This is a genomic window from Alteromonas sp. ABH4_452 (genome assembly GCF_056311825.1).
Genome location: NZ_CM149973.1, coordinates 244,938 through 262,590, shown reverse-complemented (window position 1 = coordinate 262,590; position 17,653 = coordinate 244,938). Strand labels below are relative to the sequence as shown.

General features: G+C 45.5%; 17 protein-coding genes and 1 pseudogene. 6 read left to right on the top strand and 12 right to left on the bottom strand.

Features of this window, described 5'->3' with window-relative positions:
• Positions 1-9: 9 nt before the first annotated feature.
• From ACYX4N_RS01105 to ACYX4N_RS01095, 3 genes are read right to left on the bottom strand one after another with little or no spacing between them, the layout of a single operon-like run.
• Positions 10-1,167: an alpha/beta hydrolase family protein gene (locus tag ACYX4N_RS01105; protein ID WP_474834257.1), complete on the bottom strand. Its 1,158-nt coding sequence runs from the start codon at positions 1,165-1,167 to the stop codon at positions 10-12.
• A gap of 53 nt (positions 1,168-1,220) precedes the next feature.
• Positions 1,221-2,009, bottom strand: a complete 789-nt coding sequence (locus ACYX4N_RS01100) for a cyclase family protein (protein ID WP_474834255.1) — start codon at positions 2,007-2,009, stop codon at positions 1,221-1,223.
• A complete protein-coding gene (locus tag ACYX4N_RS01095) occupies positions 2,002-2,991 on the bottom strand; it encodes a fumarylacetoacetate hydrolase family protein (RefSeq protein WP_476055340.1) in 990 nt (329 codons plus the stop codon). Before ACYX4N_RS01095 ends, ACYX4N_RS01100 begins: the two co-directional genes overlap by 8 nt.
• 150 nt (positions 2,992-3,141) lie before the next feature.
• Here ACYX4N_RS01095 and ACYX4N_RS01090 point away from each other — a divergent pair, with 150 nt between their 5' ends.
• The 3 genes from ACYX4N_RS01090 to ACYX4N_RS01080 all read left to right on the top strand — a co-directional run bounded on the left by ACYX4N_RS01090 (position 3,142) and on the right by ACYX4N_RS01080 (position 5,523).
• Positions 3,142-4,041: a LysR family transcriptional regulator gene (locus tag ACYX4N_RS01090; protein WP_474803097.1), complete on the top strand. Its 900-nt coding sequence runs from the start codon at positions 3,142-3,144 to the stop codon at positions 4,039-4,041.
• Positions 4,042-4,289: 248 nt separating this feature from the next.
• The gene (locus tag ACYX4N_RS01085) at positions 4,290-4,691 is read left to right on the top strand and encodes a protocatechuate 4,5-dioxygenase subunit alpha (RefSeq protein WP_476055339.1); all 402 of its coding nucleotides are present in this window, start codon (positions 4,290-4,292) and stop codon (positions 4,689-4,691) included.
• Positions 4,684-5,523 (top strand): class III extradiol dioxygenase family protein, encoded by an 840-nt coding sequence (locus ACYX4N_RS01080; RefSeq protein WP_474803091.1) that lies wholly within the window; start codon positions 4,684-4,686, stop codon positions 5,521-5,523. The genes ACYX4N_RS01085 and ACYX4N_RS01080 overlap by 8 nt, the downstream gene beginning before the upstream one ends.
• A 92-nt stretch (positions 5,524-5,615) precedes the next feature.
• Here ACYX4N_RS01080 and ACYX4N_RS01075 read toward each other — a convergent pair whose 3' ends face one another.
• The 6 genes from ACYX4N_RS01075 to ACYX4N_RS01050 are packed head-to-tail and all read right to left on the bottom strand — an operon-like array spanning position 5,616 to position 11,327.
• Positions 5,616-6,584: an aldo/keto reductase gene (locus ACYX4N_RS01075; RefSeq protein WP_476055337.1), complete on the bottom strand. Its 969-nt coding sequence runs from the start codon at positions 6,582-6,584 to the stop codon at positions 5,616-5,618.
• A 30-nt stretch (positions 6,585-6,614) separates the two neighbouring features.
• On the bottom strand, positions 6,615-7,553 hold the full coding sequence (locus tag ACYX4N_RS01070) for a Gfo/Idh/MocA family oxidoreductase (RefSeq protein ID WP_476055336.1): 939 nt from the start codon (positions 7,551-7,553) through the stop codon (positions 6,615-6,617).
• Positions 7,554-7,588: 35 nt separating this feature from the next.
• Positions 7,589-8,479 (bottom strand): amidohydrolase family protein, encoded by an 891-nt coding sequence (locus ACYX4N_RS01065; protein WP_474803082.1) that lies wholly within the window; start codon positions 8,477-8,479, stop codon positions 7,589-7,591.
• Positions 8,476-9,495 carry an amidohydrolase family protein gene (locus ACYX4N_RS01060; protein ID WP_476055335.1) on the bottom strand — a complete coding sequence of 340 codons (1,020 nt, stop codon included), beginning with the start codon at positions 9,493-9,495 and terminating at the stop codon, positions 8,476-8,478. Before ACYX4N_RS01060 ends, ACYX4N_RS01065 begins: the two co-directional genes overlap by 4 nt.
• A gap of 21 nt (positions 9,496-9,516) precedes the next feature.
• On the bottom strand, positions 9,517-10,635 hold the full coding sequence (locus ACYX4N_RS01055; protein ID WP_476055333.1) for a 4-oxalomesaconate tautomerase: 1,119 nt from the start codon (positions 10,633-10,635) through the stop codon (positions 9,517-9,519).
• A 5-nt stretch (positions 10,636-10,640) separates the two neighbouring features.
• The gene (locus ACYX4N_RS01050) at positions 10,641-11,327 is read right to left on the bottom strand and encodes a 4-carboxy-4-hydroxy-2-oxoadipate aldolase/oxaloacetate decarboxylase (protein WP_476055332.1); all 687 of its coding nucleotides are present in this window, start codon (positions 11,325-11,327) and stop codon (positions 10,641-10,643) included.
• Between the two features lie 124 nt (positions 11,328-11,451).
• On the opposite strand from ACYX4N_RS01050, the gene ACYX4N_RS01045 reads away from it, so the two are divergent.
• The gene (locus tag ACYX4N_RS01045; RefSeq protein WP_476055331.1) at positions 11,452-12,648 is read left to right on the top strand and encodes a LysR family transcriptional regulator; all 1,197 of its coding nucleotides are present in this window, start codon (positions 11,452-11,454) and stop codon (positions 12,646-12,648) included.
• 10 nt (positions 12,649-12,658) lie between these two features.
• Here the strand turns inward: ACYX4N_RS01045 and pobA are convergent, their stop codons facing one another.
• Positions 12,659-13,873, bottom strand: coding sequence for a 4-hydroxybenzoate 3-monooxygenase (gene pobA / locus ACYX4N_RS01040; RefSeq protein ID WP_476055330.1), 1,215 nt, complete (start codon positions 13,871-13,873; stop codon positions 12,659-12,661).
• 127 nt (positions 13,874-14,000) lie between these two features.
• On the opposite strand from pobA, the gene ACYX4N_RS01035 reads away from it, so the two are divergent.
• Both ACYX4N_RS01035 and nhaC read left to right on the top strand, forming a co-directional pair.
• Entirely contained in the window at positions 14,001-14,912 is a 912-nt protein-coding gene (locus tag ACYX4N_RS01035) for a helix-turn-helix domain-containing protein (protein ID WP_476055329.1), read from the top strand.
• An 88-nt stretch (positions 14,913-15,000) separates the two neighbouring features.
• Positions 15,001-16,401, top strand: a pseudogene (gene nhaC / locus ACYX4N_RS01030) (Na+/H+ antiporter NhaC).
• Positions 16,402-16,514: 113 nt separating this feature from the next.
• Here nhaC and ACYX4N_RS01025 read toward each other — a convergent pair.
• Together ACYX4N_RS01025 and ACYX4N_RS01020 are read right to left on the bottom strand one after the other, a co-directional pair.
• On the bottom strand, positions 16,515-16,934 hold the full coding sequence (locus ACYX4N_RS01025) for a DUF6691 family protein (RefSeq protein WP_476055328.1): 420 nt from the start codon (positions 16,932-16,934) through the stop codon (positions 16,515-16,517).
• A gap of 20 nt (positions 16,935-16,954) precedes the next feature.
• A complete protein-coding gene (locus tag ACYX4N_RS01020; RefSeq protein ID WP_476055327.1) occupies positions 16,955-17,383 on the bottom strand; it encodes a YeeE/YedE family protein in 429 nt (142 codons plus the stop codon).
• Positions 17,384-17,653 lie beyond the last annotated feature (270 nt).

Genomic DNA, 17,653 nt, shown 5'->3' with positions numbered 1-17,653 from the left:
TTTTTCCTTCTAGGCAGTACGCGCGTTAAAGGTTTCAGCAACCCAGTCCGCGATGTATTGACCCGCGTTAGCACTGTTATCGAAACTCGAGTGTTGAACACCACCTTCTCGCTCGGTAAAAATCTTAAGTTCGCGTTTCGGGCTGTTTACAAGTTGCTCATAGGTTCTTTCTGCCCATTTAAGAGGGATTTGTGAGTCCTTCGAACCATGGGTGACCAAAAATGGCACTTTGATCTTTTCAATTTGCCCGTCTAAGTGAACTTTCTCGGCGATTTCCATGAATTCTTCCATGGTTTCTGCACCCCATACCCATTTTACGTGTGCCCAGTAATGCGGTACCGGGAAGTCACCCTCTTTTTCTAAGCGGCGCTTCTGAACATCACGCCAGTCATGGTTTGCACCCCAGCATACACCCAAGGCTAAACGTGGCTCGTTAGCGACTGCGCGGGGGCAGAAATAACCGCCTAACGATACGCCTTCCATGCCAATACGATTGCTGTCTATCTCTTCGCGTTGTTCAAGCCAATCAACAGCTGGAGACGTCCAGTGCTCGCTGTCGTAACGGGCGTGAAGGCCTTGCAGTCTTAACGCTTCACCTGTTCCAGGCTGATCTAAAATCAACGAAGAAACCCCACGCTTGGCCAGCCAACCCGGTAAGCCAACGCGATATTTCATTTCTTTGGTTGAGTCTAAGCCGTTAACTTGGATTAACACGGGGGCGGGGCCTTCTACATTTTCAGCTCTGACATACAGTGCTGATATGTGTTTACCTTCATAAGGAATTTCCACGCGCTCGCAGTTTTCTTTGCCCAAGGTAATAGATTTTTGAAAAAGCTCGAGCTGATGCTTATACAACTCAAGGCGCCCTGGCGCTTTGTGTGCTTGAAGGCGTTCGCATGTAATTAAGTACGAGGAAGCACGGTTGTATTTTTCAGCCGCTGAAAACAATCGGCCTCGGCTTTCATCTTCTTCAGCAAGCTCGACGAGTTTATTTGCCATTTTTGCCCAGGTATCACGAAATGCCTGCACACCTTCTTTGTCGGGTTGTTTTGCCGCTTCTTTTAATGGCGCACACATTTCTTCAATTTCGCCAATACGTGCACCCATTTCTATGGCCAGGTCGACTGACAGGTTCCAAACATAGTTTGTCGGGAAATATTTAAACATTGTAGTTTCCTGATTTTTCTGCGGCGCAAATGCGCCAAGTTAGCTCTGATAATTTATTTTTTTATAAATGCAACTGCGCGAACAAAGCCTGCAGAGGCGTGTTTAATTTTGTAAGGAAAACAAGAGATCAAAAATCCAGTTGCGGGCAACGCTTCTAAGTTGCTCAATTTTTCCATTTGACCGTAACCAATATCTCGACCTGCTTTATGGCCTTCCCAAATTAAGGAGGCATCGCCGGTCTCGGCAAAGCGTTCACGTGTGTATTTGAAAGGAGCGTCCCAACTCCAGGCGTCAGTGCCCACCACTTTTACGCCTCTTTCAAGCAAATACATTGTGGCTTCGCGGCCCATGCCGACCCCTGCGTCTAAGTAACCTGGTTCACCAAATATCTTGCCTGCACGGGTGTTAACCACAACAATGTCCAGCGGCTGTAAATCGTGATTAATGCGTTGCAGCTCTTTTTCCACATCGCTGGCAGTAATAATGTAACCGTCTTCAAAGTCGCGAAAGTCCAGCTTTACGCCCGGTTGGAAACACCACTCCAGGGGCAATTCATCAATACCGAATGCAGGCTTACCGCCATCAGTAGTTGAGGCATAGTGCCAGGGTGCATCCATATGGGTGCCGCTATGGGTGGTTATTGCAAGTCTTTCTGCCGCCCATGATTCGTTGCCAGGTAACTGATCGAGGGTCAGCCCCGGAAACATTGACGCCATTTCGGGCCAGCCTTCCTGGTGGTCCATGTAATCGATTTTGGGCAATAAAGGCGGTGGGTCGGTGTGTGGGTTATTGTCTAACGTCACCGACAAATCGATAATTTCGTATTCTCTTGGGTTAAACATTTGAGGTCTCCAACTCTACGTTTTGGATAATGTCGCCAAATAAGCTGGAGCCATTTTTATCCAGCGCTCGCATCGTTATTGTTTCGCCCACTTTTAAGAAAGGCGTCTTGGGCTCGCCAAATTGAACAAGCTCTTTCGCGCGGAGTTCTGACAGACAGGCTTGTCCTTTATTCGGCGTGTTGTCAGATACCGTGCCCGAACCAACGACTGAGCCAGGTGGAAGGCTTCGTGCTACAGTTATATGTGCAATGAGTTGGTCAAACCCAAAGAACATTTTTGCGCCATCAGGTGCACCAAACCACTCGTTGTTTCGGTGGATTTCTAAAGGTGCACAGACTTTTGAATCTTGCCAATGCTCACCAAGTTCATCTGGCGTAACGGCAATAGGTGCGAAGGCTGTGTCTCCTTTTGCTTGTACAAAGCCAAATCCCGTTTTCATTTCGCGGGGGGCTAGGGCACGGAAACTGACGTCATTTAACATGACGACCAAGCGAATGCTCTGCTTGGCCTCTTCTTGTGAAGCACCTATAGGAACATGGCCGGTTATGACGCCGAACTCACCTTCAAAATCGATACCGTGTTCTTCTTTTGCGGCAAAAAGCGGTTCGCGTGGACCCCTAAACGAAATGCCAGAGCCTTGGTAAACCAAAGGGTATTTGTCGGCGCCTTCAATAGGATCTAAGTTGAAGGCTCTTTGCATTAAGTGCCCGTGATTTAAATAGCAAGAGCCGTCAAGCCAGCTCCAAGCGCGGGGTAGGGGCGCTAAACATTGCTCGGGCTTAAAGTGAGACGCATTATTCGCGTTCTCACTATTAAGTAACTGATATCGCTCGTTAAGCTTGTCATAACACGCATCCCAATTATCCAGTGCAAACTGCATAGTTGGGGCAATATCACTAACCTCTGTACACAAACTATGGTCCTTAGAAACAAGTACTAGCTTGCCATCAGGCTCATTGCTTTTGAGTGACGCTAACTTCATTGAATAAAGTCTCTTCGTAATTAAAAGTTTTAATTATTGTTAACAGAAGATGGTAGTATTCAGAGTTACTAAGCAAAAATCGTTTGTGCCGATACGTGATATCTCAAAAACCGTTGGTACAAAATAGGTAGATAAGTTCTCGGGGTAGAAATGCGGTACGAAAAACTAGACTTAAACCTGCTGGTGGCGTTAGAAGTTTTGCTAGAAGAAAAAAACATTACGAAAAGCGCTTATCGACTGCACCTTTCGCAGTCGGCAACAAGTGGTATTTTATCTCGCTTGAGGGACTATTTTGATGATGATTTGCTTGTACAAATGGGTAAGCAAATGCACATCACGCCACTTGCCGCTGAAATGCAGCAGCCAGTCAGCGAAGTGCTAAGCACTATTAGAAACCGCATTATAGATAAGAAAATAAACACACCAGAATTATCAAATCGCAATTTCAAAATTATTGCGTCAGACTATGTAATGCAGGTTGTGCTGGCTGATTTATTGGCCTACGTCACGAAAGTAGCGCCGAACATAACATTTGAATTTATGTCTACTTTTGCTGGTGATTTAGACAGTCTCGCAAAACAAGGCGCTGACCTTATTATTGCCCCTTCTGCTTTCATGCTCGATGGCTATTCATCCCAAGAAGTTTTAGATGATGAGTTCGTTTGTATAGCGGATGAAAACAACAGCAAGCTAAATGGCCATATTACCCTAGAACAATTCTCAGACATTGGCCATGTAACCATTGGCTATGAAAAAGCGAGTCAATTGAGCATAGAGAAATGGATGGTAGACTCAGATGAAGTTAACCGCCGCGTAGAAGTCATCGTCAACGATTTCTCTAGTATGTTTTTTACAGTGATAAATACCGAAAGGGTGGCCCTAGCACCAAAGCGTCTTGCTGAAATTAACGCAAAACATCTCCCTATAAAAATTTATGATATTCCGTTTAAAACGCCACAGTTGAATGAGTCTATGATGTGGCACCCAAGTTTAAATAACGACCCGCTACACAAGTGGCTGCGAGAACAAATTCTTAAACATAGGCCCTAAAAAAGGTTATAAAAAAGGCCTCTACGGCCTAGTATTGCTGCTGCCTACCCCCTCCAGTCATTGGAGCTTGGTCAATACAGCGTTAACCGTTGTCCCATAATGGTTAGTGCTGTATTTGTACCAAAACCATGCGTTTACTCACCTTCGACAAAAATCTATGAAATGTACAAATATTGATGCGCTTTCGCCATTATAAAAGCAGGGCGCATTCATATAATAAAGGTACGTTTTAATTTGGAATACGTCTAATGACTTGGCAGAAAAAAGATTACGAGGACATTCCTGGTACCTATGTGTTCGATGGTAAGCGCGCTCACCCTGCTTATGCTCTAAATAAGCTACTGTTTTCTTTTAACAACGAAGAAAACAGAACGGAATTTGATAAAGACCCTGCAGCCTATTGTGACAAGTATGGTGTTAAAGGTGAGTATAAAGACGTCGTGGTAAATTCTGATTTTCTACAAATGCTTCGATTAGGCGCCAACATATACTTCATGGCGAAAATGGCTATTCCTCGCGGCGTGTCTGTACAAGACGCAGGTGCCGCTTTTCAAGGTATTACAACGGAAGAATTTAAGCAGAACTTGGTGGCCAAAAGCGACGGTCTTATAGAAAAAATTACGAAAAAAGGAGACTACTGGAATGGCTAAAATCATTGGTGGAATAACCAGTTCGCACATACCTGCCGTTGGCAACGCTATTACTGAAGGTCTTCAGCAAGAGCCTTATTGGAAAAGGTTTTTTGACGGGTACGGACCTGCGAAAGACTGGTTAAATGAAGTAAAGCCAGACCTGGTTATTGTTGTATATAACGACCATGGCTTAAACTTTTTCTTAGATACCGTTCCGACCTTTGCTTTAGGGTGTGCAGATGAGTATCACAATGCCGATGAAGGGTGGGGCTTAAAGCCGGTTAACCCGTTTAAGGGTAATGCACCACTCTCTTGGCATATCGCAGAGTCGCTTATTGAACAAGAAATAGATATCTGCACTTGCCAAGAAATGAAAGTCGATCATGGTTTCGTTAATCCTATTCGCGCGTTGTTTGGCGATTGCGAAGAGTGGCCGGTAGAAGCTATTCCGCTTGCTGTAAATACAGTTCAGCACCCAGTACCAACGGCCGCCCGTTGTTTAAAACTAGGCAAGGCGTTGGGTAAAGCACTGGAGTCATATCCTGAAGACCATAAAGTTGTGATATTGGGTACGGGCGGCATGTCGCATCAGCTTCAAGGCGAACGAGCCGGTATTATAGACGTCGACTTTGATCTTGAGTGCATGGATAAGATAGCTGAAGAACCTGAATGGATGACGCAGTTCTCCAATGCTGAAATTATGGAACGAGCGGGAACAGAAGGTATTGAAACCATAATGTGGCTGGTCATGCGCGGTGCGCTAAAAGACGATGTTAACGTGATACACAAGCACTACCATGCACCTATTTCAAATACGGGCGCAGGTGTGTTGGTTTTAGATAACCGCTAAGATAACGCGGCGTACATAACGCCGTAAGCATAGCGTAAAACAAAAAAGCGGCGAGTACATGTGAAGTACTCGCCGCTTTTTATTTAGCAGTATTAAAATTCTTCTGTGTCTATATCAGCCTGTGCAGCGGCCGGATATCTTGGGCCTTGCACCGTTTCTTGATTAATTAACTGACCGGCGCGCACTAATATATTGCTATCAATGGTTAATTCGCTCGCCCGCAAATTCTCCTCTAAATGAGTGATAAAGCGGGTGCCGGGTAAAGCGTGTATATAGTCTGCTTGTTTCAAAACCCAATGAATGGCCAGTTGCGCGGGTGTGCATTCCGCTTCATTTGCTAAGACTGCAAATTGGGCGAATATACGTCGGTTTTGCTCCCAGTTTTCACCTTGGAATCGAGGCATTCCCCGCCTAATATCACCACTATCTAAGTCATCAATATGGGCAAATGTATTACTTAAATATCCACGTGCTAAAGGGCTAAAGCCAACGAAAGCAACGTCTAGTTCTTCGCATTTTTTCAGAACTGCAATTTCTGCATTACGTGTCCACAGTGAATATTCTGTTTGCATCGCGGCTATTGGATGAATGGCGTGCGCTTTAACAAGCGTTTCGGCAGACGCTTCAGATAAACCAATAGCGCCAATCTTGCCTGCTTTAACCGCATTTGCCAACGCGCCAACACTGTCTTCTACCGGCACGTTAGGGTCAATCCTGTGCAAATAGTACAAGTCGATAAAGTCGGTTTGTAAGCTTTTTAACGCGTGATTAAGCGTAGCCTCTATAGCTTTAGGCGATCCATCAATAGTGCGCTTGCCGTTCACGCCAGTCATCCCGCACTTACTGGCCAGCAAAATCTTGTCTCTGAAGGGTTTTATCCCTTTTCCGACAATGCGCTCATTTTCTCCGAAGCCATATAATGCCGCAGTATCAAAATGATCGACGCCTAAATCATAAGCCTTGTGTAGTAAATCGATAGCATCATTTTCGCTGAGTTTGCCAGAATAGGCATGGCTAAAGTTCATACAACCAAAACCAATCTCACCCACCTGTTTACCCAAAAGATTACGCGTTTTAATAATCGCCTCCAATTACGCTAGCTGTTGCTCAAGGTCATGAAGCACTTTATAGCAGCCCAATACGCTCGCTACGCTAGCATTGGGTTGGCGGCCTTCTTTTATCGCGCTAATAAATTCGCGGTCTTGTAGCTCAATACCATTTAATGATACATCAACGGTAGACACATCAATTGGTTCTTCATGGCCGTTAACAAGGTCGTCGTATCTTGCGATATAAGTGCCGTTGTCGCAGATGTATCGGAAGAATGTACCTAACGGTCCGTCATTATTGAAAGATAGTGAAAGGGTACAAATGGCGCCATTTTCAGCTTGAAGCTGAATTGACATATCCATAGCAATACCAAGTTCAGGGTGAATCGGCCCCTGTACGGCGTTCGCTTTTACAATAGGCGAGCCTGCTTGGTAGGCAAATAAATCAACCGTATGAGCAGCGTGGTGCCAAAGCAAATGGTCTGTCCAAGAACGAGGCTCACCTTTCGCATTAATGTTTTTGCGACGAAAGAAATAAGTTTGAACGTCCATTTGCTGAATATTCAATTCACCCTTGCGCAAACGCTTGTTTAGCCATTGATGAGACGGGTTAAAGCGGCGAGTATGACCCACCATGCATACCAAATTAGACGCTAGTTGTGCATCCATGACGGCTTGAGAGTCTTCCCAACTGTCGGCGAGTGGTATCTCAACTTGTACGTGTTTGCCCGCCTGCATGCATAAAATAGACTGCTCGGCATGCATCTGGGTGGGGGAGCAAAGAATAACGGCATCGGCATCAGAGGTTAGTGCCTCTTCAAGTGTGGTGTACACATGGGGAATCTTGTACTCATCGGCAACCGCTTGCGTTTTTTGCGGGTTTCGGCCCACTAAACCGACAACCTCAGCATCATCAATTTTGCTCAATGCATCTAAGTGCTTTATGCCAAAAGCGCCAGGACCTACAACTATAATTTTCATAAAATCTTCCTCAATTTCAAAAGCAGTATCGAGCCTTAAGACCAATAAAGCTTCATTGGGTTATCAACCAAAAGTTTGCGCTGTAATCTTTCTGTAGAGGCAATAAGCGGAATGAAATCAACCAGCTTTCCGTCATCCGGCATGTGACTTTTCATATTCGGGTGAGGCCAATCTGTGCCCCAAATAACACGGTCTGGAAAGCGTTCAACCACTTCTCTGGCGAAAGGGATGACATCGTGGTAACCATTACTCGGCCCAGCTAGTGAGATTCGCTCTGGGCAACTCACCTTCGACCAAAAATTGGTGTTCTCTGTCATTAGTTTTAGAAATAACCCAAACTCTTCACCGTCTACCGGTTTACTCACGTCGGGACGACCCATGTGATCAACAACAACCGTGGTAGGCAGTGCGGTAAAAAACGAATAAAGCTCTGGTAGTTCTTGGGCTTCAAAGTAAATAACAATGTGCCAGCCAAGTTCTTTAATGCGGTGCGCTACTGTATTTAATGCATCAAACGGCAGGGCATCGACTAAACGTTTAACAAAGTTAAAGCGCACGCCTCGTACCCCAGCTTCGTGCAGTGCATACAACTCTTCATCTGAAATATCAGGTTTTACGGTGGCAACGCCTCGCGCAAGTCCCTGAGAGTTGTTGAGCGCATCAACTAATGCACGGTTGTCGGCACCGTGACATGTCGCCTGCACAATAACATTTCGGCTAAAACCTAAATAATCACGCAGCGCCCACAACTGCCACTTAGATGCGTCACATGGTGTGTATTTTCGCTCAGCAGCAAAAGGAAATTGTTCACCAGGGCCAAACACATGGCAGTGCGCATCTACCGCGCCTTGCGGTAATGTAAACTGTGGTTTCGACGGTGATGGGTGCCAGTGTAACCAATCTGGATCAACGGTAAATTTGCTCATAGCCCCATTCCTTTTAGTTTGGCATCTAGTCGAGGGTATACCCTACGAGCATTGCCAGAAAATATTAACTGCTTATCTTCTGTTGGAATATCCAACGCATCAATATAGCGTTTTGTGTCATCAAAATAATTACCCGTTTGAGGGTCAATACCTCGCACTGCGCCAATCATTTCTGAGCCGAATAGAATGTTTTTAATGTCAATAACATCGAATAACAGGTCTATCCCGGGTTGATGGTAAACACAGGTGTCAAAATACACGTTTTGCATTACATGTTCATCGAGTGGAGGCTGCTTTAGCATATCAGCTAAGCCACGATAACGCCCCCAGTGATAAGGTACGGCGCCGCCGCCGTGTGGAATAATAATGCGTAGTTCGGGGAAGTCCTTAAATAAATTACCCTGCAAAAATTGCATGAATGCCGTGGTATCTGCATTCATATAATGAGCACCCGTAGCGTGGAAGTTCGCGTTACACGAGCCCGACACGTGGATCATGGCTGGTACATCTAGTTCTACCATTTTTTCATAGAAAGGATACCAGCTTTTGTCCGTTAAAGGCGCTGATGTCCAATGGCCACCGGAGGGGTCTGGATTTAAGTTGCAGCCTACAAAGCCCAGCTCATTAACACAGCGCTCTAGCTCATCAATAGAGTTTTTGATTGGAACACCGGGTGACTGGGGTAATTGACACACACCAATAAAGTGTTGAGGGTATAAATCGACAACGCGCTTAATCAGGTCATTGCATGCGCTGGTCCACTGCTTTGATACTGCTTCATCGCCAACGTGGTGCGCCATCGCAGACGCGCGCGGCGAAAATATTGTCATGTCTGAACCACGCTCTTTTAGTAATTTAAGCTGGTTTTTCTCAATACTTTCTCGAATTTGGTCATTGCTAATATAAGGAACTTCAGGCAGCGCCTTGCCGTCTTTAAACGCTTTAATTTGCGCCTCTCTGAAAAGCTGTAGTGGCTCGGGTGCAGTGGTGTAATGTCCGTGGCAATCAATGATCATGTTCGGTCCTCTTTATCGTTTTTATTCATGAGCTAGTGTAGGGTCAGAGTCGGGAGCAAACACCGTCCCCTGCATAAGCAGTCTGGCGGTGCGCAGTAAAGCGGCGCGCTTCACTTCAAATGTTTCGAATGCATCAGCATTTGCGACCTCCATATCTACCTTGAACGCTCCCGTTGGATGCTCAATTGCAAGAGGCACAGCAAATTGCAATTCGCTATCACGTTTAGCGCAATGGCGGCGATAAAGGTCATAGGCAACGGTGCCTTTTGCCAAGCAAGCCGTGGCAACGCTAACTGAACCTAATACGCCAATAGCGTCGTGTACTCTGTGTGGAATAAAGGTGCGAGTATTGATATCTCCGCCATTGAGAGGGGCAGAAATAATCGTCATCTTAGGGATCGTTTTGGCCGTGACATCGCCTAACTGCATCATTTCGCCAGCCTTAAGCCTGATGGCTTCTACTTTTTGTTTTAAGGCGGCATTACTTTCTAATTGTTCTGGTGTTTCGTTTCCCTTAAGTCCCAGCGAATGGGCATCAATTAGCACGACCGGCATACCATTATCTATACACGTAATGTTAATTTCTTCTACGGTATTTTGAGCGGCCCCGGTGGGGAATAAGCTTCCACAGGAAGAGCCTGCAACATCTAAAAAGTCGATATAAACAGGGGCGCCGGTATTAGGTACGCCGTCAATACTCGCACTGCCTTCGTAATTGACCACGCCGTTAGGCGTTTGAACTCTTACTACAGCGAACGTGTTGGTATTCACCATGCGTATACGTACATCGGTTGTCGTGTCCTGCGCTTTTACTAGCCCCTGCTCAATAGCAAACGCACCCACGCCGGCAAGAATGTTTCCGCAGTTTTGCGTATCGCTGACCTGGGCTTTATCTACCGCTACCTGTAAAAATAAGTAGTCAACGTCGGCTGCTGGATTAGACGACGGGCTCACGACGGCCACCTTACTTGTTAGCGGGTGACCACCGCCCACACCGTCTATTTGCCGGCTATCGGGGGAGCCCATAACCGACAATAAAAAGGCATTTCTATGGTGAACATCAAGGGGTAAATCTTTGGCTAAAAAATAGAGTCCTTTAGAGGTTCCGCCCCTCATTAGGCAAGCAGTTACGGCTTTCATAAGTGCTATTGCTCACCGTACTTTACATAGCGAAGGCCTTTAGCTGCCAGGCGTTCGCGCATATTATAAATATCCAGACCAAGCTCACCTTGTTCAAGACGTTTGCGTTTCGACTCTTCGTTTTCTACGCGCAGCTTAACCTTTTCAAACGTGTCATCTGCTTCTTCTTGTTTAACCACCACCACGCCATCATCATCAGCAACAACAATATCCCCAGGGGTTATCAAAGCACCTGCACAAACAACAGGTACATTAACACTAGCAATCGTCTCTTTTACGGTGCCTTGCGCAAACACGGCTTTAGACCACACGGGGAATTTCATGTCAGTTAAGGTAGCGATATCGCGAACACCTGCATCAATAATCAGCCCTCTTACCCCTCTTGCTTTTAACGATGTAGCCAATAGGTCACCAAAAAAGCCATCTGAACAAGGGCTGGTTGGCGTAACAACCAATACATCTCCCGGCTGACACTGCTCAACCGCGACATGAATCATCCAGTTGTCTCCCGGCGCTACTTGGCATGTAACCGCAGGGCCGGCTATTTGAGCAGGTCGATAAATAGGGCGCATATCTTGCGCTAAAAGCCCCTTTCTACCCTGCGCTTCGTGAACGGTAGCAACCTCTGACCCCTGATATTTTTCAATGGTTGACAGAGAAGGTCGTGGGCAGTCTGTTACGCAAATAGCCATTAAGGTATTCCTTTGATATTGAAGTCCCCCGATTATGGATAACCCGGCGCTGAAAAGAACGTTAGATTGCTGCCCTTTGCTATTAATTTTTTCTATAATGACTAAAAAACATTAGGGGCATACGTTGATTTTTAATACGCGTCACTTGCTTAGTGCTATGAAAGTTAGAGAGTTCGGTACGCTAACCGAAACGTCTCAGCATATTCATTTATCACAATCGGCCTTAACGCAGGGCATTAACAAGCTGGAGTCTCAGCTTGGCCACACAATTTTCGAGCGCACCCAGTCAGGTATGTTTACAACAGATGTAGGCGATGTTTTTTTGAAGCGGGTAACAAGAGCGTTCGACTATTTACTGTCTTTTGCCAATAACGTGTTTGAAAAAAGTGCGAAGAGAAAAGAAGGGTTTTTACGGCTGATTACAACCCGTCAACTTATTGCATTAATTACGGTCGTAGATACCGGAAATTACACCAACGCAGCGACAAAGCTGGGTTTAACGCAGCCAACGCTGGGTAAAACAATCAAAGACCTAGAATTTACGCTTGAACAAAAGTTATTTCGTCGAATTCCCACTGGAGTTGAACCAACGTGGAGAGCAAAGCAGCTTGCCCGTCTTGCTCATTTATTTGTTGCCGAAATTGAACAAGGGCTGCAGGAAGTCAACGAGTTCGTTGGGCAGCGCTCTGGCAAAATACGTATAGGCAGTTTGCCGCTGGCAAGGGCAAACATAGTACCTATGGCGGTGTTGCGGTTATTAGAGGAATATCCCCAAGCAGAAGTGAGTATTGTTGACGGCCCATATGAGGAACAACTTGTTGGCTTGCTGCAAGGGCAAGTTGATATCATTGTAGGGGCATTGCGTGCCCCCAACCTTGATAACACAATCACGCAGCACAAATTGTTTGACGATAAACTGCACGTTGTAGCGCGCAAGCACCATCCTTCTTTAGCGACCATAGAAGAGGGGACTTACGCTTCCAACATAAGTAAATGGCAGTGGGTTATTCCCAAAGCCGGTACGCCAACGCGAAAGGTTTTTAATCGCATGTTCGAGCTTGAAGCTATGCCGGTACCCAAAGATATTATCGAATGCAGTTCTATGATGGCGATCCGTGGAATCTTGTTAAAAAGCGACAGAGTAACCTTGTTATCTGCAAGGCAAGTTCAAGATGAGGTCGATGCTGGTTTGCTTTATGTAAGCCCTAACCCGTTGCCAGATAGCTGTCGAGAAATAGGCTACACACTAAGACGCGATTGGCAGCCAACAGCACTTCAAAGACGCTTCCTTGAAGTGCTAGATGAATATAAACGTAACTGAACGTCTGCGGCTAACTACTTAAGTTTTCATAGGGCATGCCTACATACTGGTTGGCAATAACCTTTTTCCCTTCCTCGGTAGACGTGTAGTAATCCAGCTCAGAGTTCATGAATCGCTGAAATGTCTCTGGGCCCATATCGTTAACATGCTCATTATCGAAATTATGCAGCATGTTCGAGAGCCACCACGAAAATCGTTCGCCGTGCCATACCCTTCGTAATGCAATTTTTGAATAGTCTTCAATATGTGAGTTGTCGCCTTCAAGATAAACGCGACAAAGTATTTTGTACAAAGTTGCCACATCGGATGCTGCTAAATTTAAGCCTTTTGCGCCTGTTGGGGGAACAATATGTGCAGCGTCTCCAACAAGAAAAAGTGCACCGTATTGCATAGGTTCGCAAACAAAAGAACGCAAAGGAGCAATACTTTTCTCAATGCTTGGCCCAGTTATGAGCTTTTGGGCAACCTCTGCAGGTAAGCGCTTTTTAAGCTCATCCCAGAACCTTTCGTCTGTCCAGTTTTCTACCGCGTCAGTGGCAGGCACCTGAAGGTAATAACGCGAACGCGTAGAAGAACGTCTGCTTGCTAAAGCGAAGCCCCGTTGGCTTTTGCAATAAATAAGTTCTTCACTAACAGGCGGCGTATCGCTAAGCACTCCTAGCCAGCCAAATGGGTAAACTCGCTCGTGCTCTGTTCTTTCAGACTCAGGAATAGTTTTACGAGAAACACCGTGAAAACCATCACATCCAGCGATATAGTCGCAATTTAGCTTGTAAACATCGTCCCCTTTTTTGAAAACCACATAGGGTGATGCGGTATCAATGTCGTTCAAAGTCACATCTTCAACTTCGTAGAAGCTGGTTAATTTTGCGGCCTCGCGTGCTTCCATAAGATCTTTAGTGATCTCGGTTTGGCCGTAACACATAACAGCTTTACCGTCTGCCAACGTTTTTAAATCGATATGGACCGTTTTATCGTCAATGGCAATCTCGAAACCATCATGCACTTCACCTTCTTTGTCCATGCGAGCACCAACGCCGGCCTCTCGCACAAGATCGGTAAACCCCTGTTCCAAAATGCCCGCTCTAATACGACTTAAAATATAATCTTTGTTTGCTCTATCTATAACAATGTTATCTATGCCTTGCTTAGCTAAGAGTTGACCAAGCAATAAGCCAGAAGGGCCAGAGCCAACAATAGCTACTTGTGTGGTTAATGTTTTCATCTTCACTACCTTTGCGAATATTGTGCAAATAGTGTGAAGTTAAATGCGGTAACAAATTATTAACTTTTCACTCATTTTATTGTACTTTTCAATCAAGTTAAAAATTGTGTTTAATATGGTTTTTAAAATGACATCGCAAATTCATCAATATCCAAACTACGACCTATATGGGGAAAGTGGGCTTATAGAAAGGCCGGGAGCGGTGCATTTGGAAGATATCTCCACGCGAAGTGAAAGCCTGGACTGGGTAATAAAACCGCACAGACATGCACATTTATTTCAAGTGTTGTACATTTTAGATGGGCAGGCAAACGTTACGTTAAACAAAAAAACATTCAGCATAAGGGGGAAATGCGCAGTAACTATTCCTATGGGGGTAGTACATGGCTTTACGTTTCAGCCAAACATTAAAGGTTTTGTACTATCTGTTACAAGCGCTATCTTGGGCGAAGAAATGCAAAATGCGCAAGACACCGCCATAAACAACCTTTTCCATTCTGCTCACGTGTTTCAAGAAGACAGTCCGCAGTTTAATAGGTTAACGCGATACTTCGTTGATATTCGCGACGAGCTAAAGCGTGCCCTACAAAATCAAGACCAATCATTGCTGTTGTTAACAAAGCTTGTGTTGTTAACCCTTCAACGACTAGCAGCAGAGCAGCAGCTTGAATACAGTGCTGGGCCACACGAAGCGCGCATATTGACCAAATTTAAAAGGCTAATAGAAGAGCACTACCTAGAGCACTGGCCCTTATCCAAATATGCCAGCGAACTATTTGTTTCTATGTCTAGCTTAAATCGCCTATCTAATAAAAATTTAGGAGAGTCACCCAAAAACATTATTCAAAGGCGATTAATTGACGAAGCGAAACGGAAATTGGTTTACACCCAACAACCAATACAAGACCTATGCTACAGCCTTGGCTTTAAGGATTACCCCTACTTCTCAAGGTTCTTCAAAAAACACATAGGCATGACGGCGGGTTGTTATCGACAATCTTTTCAAAATGCTCCTCGGCAGAAAGGCAAACCTGAATAGGTAATGACTAACGCTGCTCTTTTCTTGATCACACCACATCGCAAAGTCGTTATACTGTTCTTACCACTTAATTTTTAAGCGTATCCACGTGTCACTAACGTCGCCTCAATCTTTACCTAGCCCCAGTTTTGCTCAGTCACTGCTTTGTTTTGGCGTTATTGTCGCGTTAATAGCAGGTGGGTTGTTCGGCTTAGGTATTAGCCTTCACGCGCTCATATTTTTATGTTTGCTGTGGGCTGGGGCGAATGCTTTTAGTTTGGGGTACTCGTACCTGCAAATTCGCGAATTAATGACCAGCGCATTAACCCGGGCCATGCCGGCAATTTATATCTTCATACTCATTGGAATGGTTATCGCCAGCTTTATGCAAAGCGGCACTATCTCAACGCTCATTTATTATGGGTTAAGTTGGCTAAACCCCAGTGTGTTTCTGGCAGTGGGGTTAATTCTTTGTGCGGTAATGTCGGTATCAACAGGCACATCGTGGGGAACCGTAGGGACTATGGGCGTGGTGCTAATGGGTATTGGCGCTGCCATGAATATACCGCCTCCCATTGTAGCGGCCATGGTGGTATGTGGAGCAACCTTTGGCGATAAAATGTCTCCGGTTTCTGATACCACCAACCTTGCGGCTATGAGTGCGGGCACGAACCTCTATCGGCATATGTATTCCATGCTTTATACAACGGTGCCTAGCTTCCTTCTTACTTTCGTTATTTTCTTGGTAATAGGTTTTAGTTACGCAAACCAGAATTTAAATGTTGAACAGGTATTTGAAATTAAAGCAGCGCTTGCCAAGCACTATAACCTTGCGCCCTATATAACACTGTTACCGCTGGTGCTACTTACGGTACTAAGCATCAAAAAAGTCCCTGCTGAAGTCACCATGTCATTCAGCTTGCCGTTATCATTGCTATCTTCTACCAAAACGCTAACACCATAAGCGTACTCAATGCGCTTTGGGAGAATACCCCGCAAAATACGGGTATCGACAACTTAGATGCGCTTCTAGGGCGGGGCGGTATTAGCAGTATGAGTTGGACGTTACTACTTGCCCTAATGGCAATCGCATTAGGCGGAATATTACACGGTGCGGGTTTTTTTAGCGGCGCTGTTGGCGGGCATTATCAAACGGGTGAAGCGCACAGCAAGCTTAATAGCGGTAACCATAGCCTCTGGCTTTTTGGGCAATGTAGCTATGGGCGAAGCCTACATCTCAATCATATTAAATTGTCAGTTGTTCAAAGCAAAATATGAACAACAAAACCTCGACCCTGCCGTGCTGTCTCGGTCGGTAGAAGAGGGCGCTACCATGACTACAGGTCTTATACCTTGGACAACCGCCGGCGCGTTCTACTCTGCGACCTTGGGGGTTGAGGTGCTCGATTACGTACCCTATGCCTTTTTCAGCTATCTAAATGGCGTTATTGCCGTAACCATGGCTTCTTTGGGTGTGGGTTTATTGAAAGGGAAAACCGCAAATCGTTAAGTGAGCTATTTGCACTTTTTGTAAGTGGCTGCCACGGTTTATCCTCTAGAGGGGACAATTACGACTTTATCCCCACCAAGGGATAAAGCCGCAAGGAAAGAAGCAGTTATATTTTAAGCCGATTTAGGCTTCAGCCAATGCTGCGCCAGCATGCCAATGATCATCGCGCCAACAAACATCAGCACATCAGTTTGAAGCGAGGCGATGGCAACTACAGCAGGGCCTGGGCAAAAACCGCTAATGCCCCAGCCAATACCAAAAGCGGCAGAGCCCAATATCAATTTAGCATCAATAGTTTTGCTAGTTGGTATATCGAACTTGTTCGCAAACATCGGCTTGTTGCGCTTGCGCACCCAGTACATACCTGGCGCAGCTACTAAAATAGCACCGCCCATTACGAACGCTAACGTGGCATCCCAGTTGGCGCTTAAATCTAAAAAGTTAAGTACACGGGCAGGGTTACTCATACCTGAAATTAGCAGGCCTAAGCCAAACAACAGCCCACAAAGTAGCGAGGCGATAATTGCTCTCATAATATTCTCTCCTCGGTTATTTACAGGTGCCTGATAATTGTGGTGGTAAGTACAGCCGCACCCATAAACGTGAGCGTGGCAACAATAGAGCGGGGGGATAGCCTTGAAAGGCCAGCCACTCCGTGGCCCGATGTACACCCAGAGCCAAGACGTGTACCAAAGCCTACGAGTAAGCCAGCCACAACTAACCATGCCGAGCTCATTTGCGTTTGCACCTGTAAATCCCCAACAAACACCATGTAAAGCACAGCAGATAAAACAACCCCTATTAAAAACGCCAAGCGCCAGTAGCGTTCAATGCCGCGCTGTGTCATCGCGCCTGCAGCAATACCAGAAATGCCCGCAATACGGCCTAGGGTAAGCAGTAATAAAACCACCGATGAACCGATAAGCAGCCCGCCCACCAAACCGGCAAACGGCTCAAAGGGAGTTGATGTCCAGTTTTCCAAAATGCTCTCCTTTAACCTTCTACAACTAAAAACGTAAAGTTGAAATTTAAATATAATAATAATCTAATGTTTTAGATTTTACGGCTAAATGACCGGAAAGTCTGTTAATTCAATCGTGCAAATACACCAATCTGCCCCGTCTTAGTATTTAGCGCTTTATCTCACTAATAGCTGCAATAAAACAAGCAAGCCGTAAATCTGTTAAACTATTTTAAAAGATCGCCCGTTTAAAGCTGTACAGCATAATGGCGTCTATAAAAATAAAACAAA

Coding starts and splice junctions, on each gene's coding strand:
- ACYX4N_RS01025 (WP_476055328.1), bottom strand. CDS start 16,934: ATGAGAGCAATTATCGCCTCGCTACTTTGTGGGCTGTTGTTTGGCTTA.
- ACYX4N_RS01080 (WP_474803091.1), top strand. CDS start 4,684: ATGGCTAAAATCATTGGTGGAATAACCAGTTCGCACATACCTGCCGTT.
- ACYX4N_RS01055 (WP_476055333.1), bottom strand. CDS start 10,635: ATGAAAGCCGTAACTGCTTGCCTAATGAGGGGCGGAACCTCTAAAGGA.
- ACYX4N_RS01105 (WP_474834257.1), bottom strand. CDS start 1,167: ATGTTTAAATATTTCCCGACAAACTATGTTTGGAACCTGTCAGTCGAC.
- ACYX4N_RS01070 (WP_476055336.1), bottom strand. CDS start 7,553: ATGAAAATTATAGTTGTAGGTCCTGGCGCTTTTGGCATAAAGCACTTA.
- ACYX4N_RS01095 (WP_476055340.1), bottom strand. CDS start 2,991: ATGAAGTTAGCGTCACTCAAAAGCAATGAGCCTGATGGCAAGCTAGTA.
- ACYX4N_RS01050 (WP_476055332.1), bottom strand. CDS start 11,327: ATGGCTATTTGCGTAACAGACTGCCCACGACCTTCTCTGTCAACCATT.
- ACYX4N_RS01100 (WP_474834255.1), bottom strand. CDS start 2,009: ATGTTTAACCCAAGAGAATACGAAATTATCGATTTGTCGGTGACGTTA.
- ACYX4N_RS01065 (WP_474803082.1), bottom strand. CDS start 8,479: ATGAGCAAATTTACCGTTGATCCAGATTGGTTACACTGGCACCCATCA.
- ACYX4N_RS01060 (WP_476055335.1), bottom strand. CDS start 9,495: ATGATCATTGATTGCCACGGACATTACACCACTGCACCCGAGCCACTA.
- ACYX4N_RS01035 (WP_476055329.1), top strand. CDS start 14,001: ATGACATCGCAAATTCATCAATATCCAAACTACGACCTATATGGGGAA.
- ACYX4N_RS01085 (WP_476055339.1), top strand. CDS start 4,290: ATGACTTGGCAGAAAAAAGATTACGAGGACATTCCTGGTACCTATGTG.
- pobA (WP_476055330.1), bottom strand. CDS start 13,873: ATGAAAACATTAACCACACAAGTAGCTATTGTTGGCTCTGGCCCTTCT.
- ACYX4N_RS01090 (WP_474803097.1), top strand. CDS start 3,142: ATGCGGTACGAAAAACTAGACTTAAACCTGCTGGTGGCGTTAGAAGTT.